The sequence below is a fragment of the Streptomyces sp. OfavH-34-F genome (assembly GCF_022347745.1).
In the GTDB taxonomy this organism is placed as follows: Bacteria; Actinomycetota; Actinomycetes; order Streptomycetales; family Streptomycetaceae; genus Streptomyces.
In genome coordinates, this window is the sequence record NZ_JAKRGC010000392.1 from 1 (window position 1) to 5,009 (window position 5,009).

Consider the following 5,009-nt stretch of genomic DNA (forward strand, 5'->3'; position numbering starts at 1 on the left):
GCGGCGATCGGGGCCTCGGGGAGCGGCGTCGCGGCGTCGGCCGGGGCCGTGCGGGCGGGCGTCGCGGGCTTGGCGGTGCGGGACGGCTTGCGGGCGGTCACGGGAGACTGACTCCTCGGAAACGTGGGGGGCGGGGGTGGAGGCGGATCGGGGGAGCGGGGGAGCGCGGCCGGTCTCAGCCGGAGGAGCCGGCGGCCAGGCGGTGGATCGCGGCCATCGGGACCGGCAGCCAGTCGGGCCGGTGCCGGGCCTCGTACAGCACCTCGTACACCGCCTTGTCGGTCTCGTGGGCGCGCAGCAGCTCCGGCTCGGCGCGCGGGTCGGTCCCCGCCGCCTCGGCGTAGCCGTCGCAGTAGGCGTCCCGGCAGCGGGCGGCCCACTCGGGCTTCCAGGGCCGGTGCGTGCGGGCCGCGTAGTCGAAGGACCGGAGCATGCCGGCGACGTCGCGGACCGGTGGCTGGGGGCTGCGGCGCTCCGGGAGCGGCCGGGCCGGCTCGCCCTCGAAGTCGATCAGCGACCAGAACCCGTCGGCGCCGCGCAGGGTCTGGCCGAGGTGGAGGTCGCCGTGCACCCGCTGCGCGGCCCAGCTGCGCCCCCGGTGGCCCAGGGCCGCCACCGCGTCGAACGCGGTGCGCAGCCGGGGGACGTACGGGACGAGGTCGGGCACCGCGTGGGCGGCCGCCTCCAGCCGCTCCACCATGGCGGCGGCCAGCTCGTCGGTCTGGGAGCGGCGCAGGACCGGGGTGGGCAGGGCGGCGGCGAGCGCGGTGTGCACCTCGGCGGTGGCGCGGCCGAGCGCGCGTGCCTCGGGCAGGAAGTCGTGCCCGGTGGCGAGGGCGCGCAGGGCGAGCTGCCAGCCGTCCTGGGCGCCGCGCAGATAGGGCTGGAGCACCCCGAGGGTGAGCCGCTCCGGGACCGCCGCCTCGAACCAGGCGAGCGGGGCCGGGACGCGGCCGCAGCCCTCGCGGGACAGGACGAGCGGGAGTTCCAGGTCCGGGTTGGTGCCGGGGAAGACCCTGCGGAAGATCTTGAGGATGTAGGCGTCCCCGTACACCAGTGAGGAGTTGGACTGCTCGGTGTCCAGCACCCGGGGCGGCAGCTGCCGGGGGATCGGTTCGGCGCCGCGGTCGAAGCGCACGGCACCGAGCCGGCCGGGGGTGCGAAATCGTTCCAGCAGCAGTGCGGCGAGGCGTGCGTCGTGCAGCCCGTCGTAGACGGTGAGCCCGGCCAGCGGCCCCTCCTGGACCCGGCCGAGGGCGGCGGGCGCGAGGTGCGGCGGCAGTACCGGGCGCACCCCGAGGAGCAGTTGGTAGCAGTCGGCGGGCGGCTGGGCGGACAGGGTGGGCTGGTGGGCCCGGACCAGCAGGTGCAGCAGCCCCGGCGCGGCGCCGGCTCCGCCGTCCACCGGCAGCATCTCGGTGGCCGCGACGAGCGAGAAGGCGGTGATGGGCCGCCCCTTGCCCGCGAACCACCGCTGCCGGGGCAGCCAGTCGTGGAGCAGGGGCCCGAGGGACGGGATCAGGGCTGTGCTGTTCGCCAGGGTGACCTGGGAGCCTGTGCGCGAGCCCGCGTCCGGGGCCGAGGCGTCTGGTGCCTCCAACATGGCGTCGCGTCCTTTCCCCAGGGCACACCACAGGATGCGAAGAGTGTCCCGGATTGCGGCATGGGCTGTCCGGCTGTGCGGGACGTGTCGGGTCAGGATGATCCGTACGGACTCGGCGTGCGGGCGCCGGCGGGCACCCCGTGCGGGGCGGCGTGAACCGCCCCGCCGGTGGCCCCGGCCCGTCAGCTCGGCGGCGCGTCCTTGCGCAGCCGGAACCAGTAGAAGCCGTGTCCCGCGAGCGTCAGCAGATAGGGCCACTGACCGATGGCGGGGAAGCGCACCCCACCGGTCAGCTCCACCGGATGACGCCCGTTGAACGACCTGAGGTCCAGCTCCGTCGGCTGTGCGAACCGCGAGAAGTTGTGGACGCACAGCACGAGGTCGTCCCCGTGCTCACGGGTGAAGGCGAGGACGGCCGGGTTCGACGACGGCAGTTCGCTGTAGGTGCCGAGGCCGAACGCCGGGTTCTGCTTGCGGATCTCGATCATCCGCCGGGTCCAGTGCAGCAGCGAGGACGGCGAGGCCGTCGACGCCTCGACGTTGGTGACCTGGTAGCCGTAGACCGGGTCCATGATCGTGGGCAGGTAGAGCCGGCCCGGATCGCTGGAGGAGAAGCCCGCGTTGCGGTCGGGCGTCCACTGCATCGGGGTGCGCACGGCGTCCCGGTCGCCCAGCCAGATGTTGTCGCCCATCCCGATCTCGTCCCCGTAGTAGAGGATCGGGGAGCCCGGCAGCGACAGCAGCAGCGCGGTGAACAGCTCGATCTGGTTGCGGTCGTTGTCCAGCAGCGGGGCGAGCCGGCGGCGGATGCCGATGTTGGCGCGCATCCGCGGGTCCTTGGCGTACTCCGCGTACATGTAGTCGCGTTCTTCGTCCGTCACCATCTCGAGCGTCAGCTCGTCGTGGTTGCGCAGGAAGATGCCCCACTGGCAGTTGTCCGGGATGGCCGGTGTCTTCGCCAGGATCTCCGAGACCGGGTAGCGGCTCTCGCGGCGCACCGCCATGAAGATGCGCGGCATCACCGGGAAGTGGAACGCCATGTGGCACTCGTCGCCGCCGGCGGCGTAGTCCCCGAAGTAGTCCACGACGTCCTCGGGCCACTGGTTGGCCTCGGCGAGCAGGACCGTGTCCGGGTAGTTGGCGTCGATCTCCTTGCGGACCCGCTTGAGGAAGTTGTGGGTCTCGGGCAGGTTCTCGCAGTTGGTGCCCTCGCGCTGGTAGAGGTACGGCACGGCGTCGACCCGGAAGCCGTCGATGCCCAGGTCCAGCCAGAACCGGAGCGCGGAGATGATCTCCTCCTGCACCGCCGGGTTCTCGTAGTTGAGGTCGGGCTGGTGCGAGAAGAACCGGTGCCAGTAGTACTGCTTGCGCACCGGGTCGAAGGTCCAGTTGGACGTCTCCGTGTCCACGAAGATGATCCGGGCGTCCGGGAACTGCTTGTCGTCGTCGGCCCAGACGTAGTAGTCGCCGTACGGCCCGTCCGGATCGGTCCGGGACTGCTGGAACCACTCGTGCTGGTCGCTGGTGTGATTCATGACGAAGTCGATGATCACGCGCATGCCGCGCTGGTGGGCGGCGTCGACGAACTCCACGAAGTCGGCGAGGTCGCCGAACTCCGGCAGCACGGCCGTGTAGTCGGAGACGTCGTAACCGCCGTCGCGCAGCGGCGACTTGAAGAACGGTGGCAGCCAGAGGCAGTCGACGCCCAGCCACTGCAGGTAGTCCAGCTTGGCGGTGAGGCCCTTGAGGTCTCCGATGCCGTCGCCGTTGGAGTCCTGGAAGGACCGGACGAGGACCTCGTAGAACACGGCACGTTTGAACCAGTCGGGATCGCGGTCCTTGGCCGGGGTGTCCTCGAACGTGTCGTGGACGGGCTCATTGACGATCATGGTGTGGGTGACCCTCCGGTCTGCGGGGACGGTCGCAGAACGGCGATGTGCGCGGGTGTCACACCCGGTTCGAGGCGCACATAGAACGTCCTGCCCCAGTGATAGGAAGTGCCGGTGAGCTCGTCACGCACCGGCACGCTCTCGTGCCGGTCGAGGCCGAGTTGCGGCATGTCCAACGAGACGGTCGCCTCCTGGGTGTGGTGCGGGTCGAGGTTGACGACCACCAGAAGGATGTTCGAACCGGAACGCTTGCTGTAGACGATGACCGCGTCGTTGTCCGACGGGTGGAAGTGCACGTCACGCAGCTGCTGCAGGGCCGGGTTGCGGCGCCTGATCCGGTTGAGCGAGGTGATGAGCGGGGCGAGCGAACGGCCCTCGCGCTCGGCGGCTTCCCAGTCCCTGGGCCGGATCTCGTACTTCTCCGAGTCGAGGTACTCCTCACTGCCGTCATGGACCGGGGTGTTCTCGCACAGCTCGAACCCCGCGTACACCCCCCAGGAGGGGGAGAGGGTCGCCGCGAGCACCGCCCGTGCCTCGAAGGCGGGCCTGCCGCCCTCCTGGAGGTATCCGGGAAGGATGTCGGGGGTGTTCACGAAGAAATTGGGCCGCATGAACGCGGCGGTCTCACCCGCCAGTTCGGTCACGTAATCGGTGATCTCGCGCCGCGTGTTGCGCCAGGTGAAATATGTGTACGACTGCTGGAAACCGATCGCCGCGAGCGTACGCATCATCGCAGGGCGGGTGAACGCCTCGGCCAGGAAAATGACGTCCGGATCGGTCCCGTTGATCTCCGCGATGACCTTCTCCCAGAAGACCACCGGCTTGGTGTGCGGATTGTCGACCCGGAAGATGCGCACCCCGTGGTCCATCCAGAAACGCAGAATGCGCACGCTCTCCGCGACGATGCCCGGAAGGTCCTTGTCGAAGGCGATCGGATAGATGTCCTGGTATTTCTTCGGCGGATTCTCCGCGTACGCGATCGAGCCGTCCGGCCGGTGCCGGAACCACTCCGGACGCTCCCGCACCCACGGATGGTCCGGCGAGCACTGGAGCGCGAAGTCCAGGGCCACCTCCATCCGCAGGGTGCGTGCCGTCTCCACGAAGTGGTCGAAGTCCTCCAGCGTGCCCAGGTCCGGATGGACGGCGTCGTGCCCGCCCGCTGCCGAACCGATCGCCCAGGGCACCCCCACGTCCTGCGGACCGGGGTTCAGCGAGTTGTTCGGGCCCTTGCGATGGGTCGTGCCGATGGGGTGGACCGGCGGCAGGTACACCACGTCGAAGCCCATCGCGGCGACCGCCGGAAGCCGCTCGGCCGCCGTGCGGAACGTGCCGCCGACCAGCCGGGGCGGCTCGGCGCCCCGCCCCCGGCGCGGCTTCACCGGCTCGAACCTCGCCCCCTCGGAGCGCGGGAACAGCTCGTACCAGGAGCCGTACAGCGCCCGCCGGCGCTCCACCACCAGCGGAAGCGGGCGCGAGGCCGTCACCAGTTCGCGCAGCGGATGGCGGTCCAGCGCCCC

Annotated in this window: 3 protein-coding genes; all 3 read right to left on the minus strand. The window is 70.8% G+C overall.

Annotation, left to right across the window (positions count from 1 at the left end; all coding sequences use genetic code 11):
• Window positions 1–175 precede the first annotated feature (175 nt).
• Window positions 176–1,603, minus strand: coding sequence for a maltokinase (locus MHW47_RS31750; protein ID WP_239227319.1), 1,428 nt, complete (start codon window positions 1,601–1,603; stop codon window positions 176–178).
• A 182-nt stretch (window positions 1,604–1,785) separates the two neighbouring features.
• A complete protein-coding gene (gene treS / locus MHW47_RS31755) occupies window positions 1,786–3,492 on the minus strand; it encodes a maltose alpha-D-glucosyltransferase (RefSeq protein ID WP_239227320.1) in 1,707 nt (568 codons plus the stop codon).
• A partial coding sequence (locus MHW47_RS31760; protein ID WP_239227321.1) for an alpha-1,4-glucan--maltose-1-phosphate maltosyltransferase occupies window positions 3,489–5,009 on the minus strand: 1,521 nt, incomplete at its 5' end. The genes treS and MHW47_RS31760, both read right to left, overlap by 4 nt.

Bases quoted from the DNA above. Each gene is read 5' to 3' on its own strand.
- treS (WP_239227320.1), bottom strand. From the start codon at position 3,492: ATGATCGTCAATGAGCCCGTCCACGACACGTTCGAGGACACCCCGGCC.
- MHW47_RS31750 (WP_239227319.1), bottom strand. From the start codon at position 1,603: ATGTTGGAGGCACCAGACGCCTCGGCCCCGGACGCGGGCTCGCGCACA.